This is a genomic window from Rossellomorea aquimaris, assembly GCF_001877785.1.
Classification (GTDB): domain Bacteria; phylum Bacillota; class Bacilli; order Bacillales; family Bacillaceae_B; genus Rossellomorea; species Rossellomorea aquimaris_A.
The window spans coordinates 1-533 of sequence record NZ_MINN01000124.1; the positions used below are offsets into that span (position 1 = coordinate 1).

Sequence of the window (533 nt, forward strand, 5' to 3'; positions counted from 1 at the left end):
GATGTCGACCTTCCGTGGGAACGCACAGACAAAGCGGATGCTTTGAAACAACAAGCGAACGCATAAGAAAAAAGCAGGCGGAAAAATTCCGTCTGCTTTTTCTATTGAAGAGATTTATAGTAGGCGGCTTTTTCAGCATACTCCCGGACGATGCGTTCCATATCTGTTTTGTCCGCTTCGTTTAATTCGCGCACTACTTTTGCGGGGCGTCCGAATGCGAGCGTGCCGGCTGGAATGGTTTTTCCTTGCGGCACAAGGCTTCCGGCGCCGATAAAAGCACCTTCACCAATCTCGGCACCGTCTAGAATGAAAAAAAAAAAACATTCTTATCTTTGAGAAGATAGAGAGCAAACACCGCAGACAAGACACGGATATAGATCATTAAGAACTCATACGAAGTGATAGAAGGCAAGACAAGTGTACAGACTGTATCTAAGTCAGACACGACAATACATCGGATGACCAGACGATAGTATATAACTCGAATGACAAGACAAGATACAGACTAACATCGGCGTCACGGCTCATCGTGA

1 pseudogene is annotated in these 533 nt (G+C 45.6%); it reads right to left on the bottom strand.

The window, feature by feature from the left end:
- Window positions 1–101: 101 nt before the first annotated feature.
- Window positions 102–308: pseudogene (locus BHE18_RS18345) on the bottom strand (gamma carbonic anhydrase family protein); the annotation flags it as partial.
- Window positions 309–533: the final 225 nt, after the last annotated feature.